The organism is Psychrobacter sp. 1U2 (assembly GCF_051847575.1).
The window spans coordinates 1-524 of sequence record NZ_JBPYDC010001786.1 but is presented as its reverse complement, the minus strand read 5'-3'; the positions used below and the strand labels follow the sequence as shown (position 1 = coordinate 524).

Here is a 524-nt window from a genome sequence, read left to right as displayed (position 1 = left end):
GCAAGTGATTATTTCTCTGCCTTAATGTTGTTCACTGGTAGCGTGTTCTTTCTGGCAGGTACGCTAGGTTTGCTACGCTTCCCAGATGTTTTTACTCGGCTACACGCGCTTACCAAAGCCGATAACTTGGGACTGGGTTTTATAGTGGTTGGCCTAGCGGTACAAGCGGAATCTTGGGCTGTGGTGGTTAAATTAATATTTATATGGCTGCTGGTGTTGCTTGCTAGCGCGAACGTGTCTTATCTGGTCGCACGCGGAGCACTGCAACGGGGGATTCGGCCATGGAGACGCTGATTGGTTCTGTTATTGATTTAGTCATTGTACTGCTGGCGTTAGGGTTGGCTTGGGGTGCACTTGCTAGTGCTAAGCTGTTTAGAGCTATTGTGCGATTTATTGCCTTTGGCTTAGTGATGGCGCTGGCTTGGGTGCGCCTGAATGCACCAGATGTTGCACTGGCAGAAGCCGCTATTGGAGCAGGTTTGACCGGTGCGTTATTCCTGGCAGCCTACGCCAAGCTGCGAGGA

At 50.8% G+C, this 524-nt stretch carries 2 protein-coding genes; both read left to right on the top strand.

What is annotated here, in order from left to right; genetic code table 11:
* On the top strand, positions 1 to 294 hold a 294-nt coding region (mnhG, locus tag ACS8FD_RS24405), incomplete at its 5' end, for a monovalent cation/H(+) antiporter subunit G (protein ID WP_439277745.1).
* Positions 282 to 524 (top strand): Na(+)/H(+) antiporter subunit B (locus ACS8FD_RS24400; RefSeq protein ID WP_439277744.1); only part of this gene is annotated, 243 nt, incomplete at its 3' end. The genes mnhG and ACS8FD_RS24400, both read left to right, overlap by 13 nt.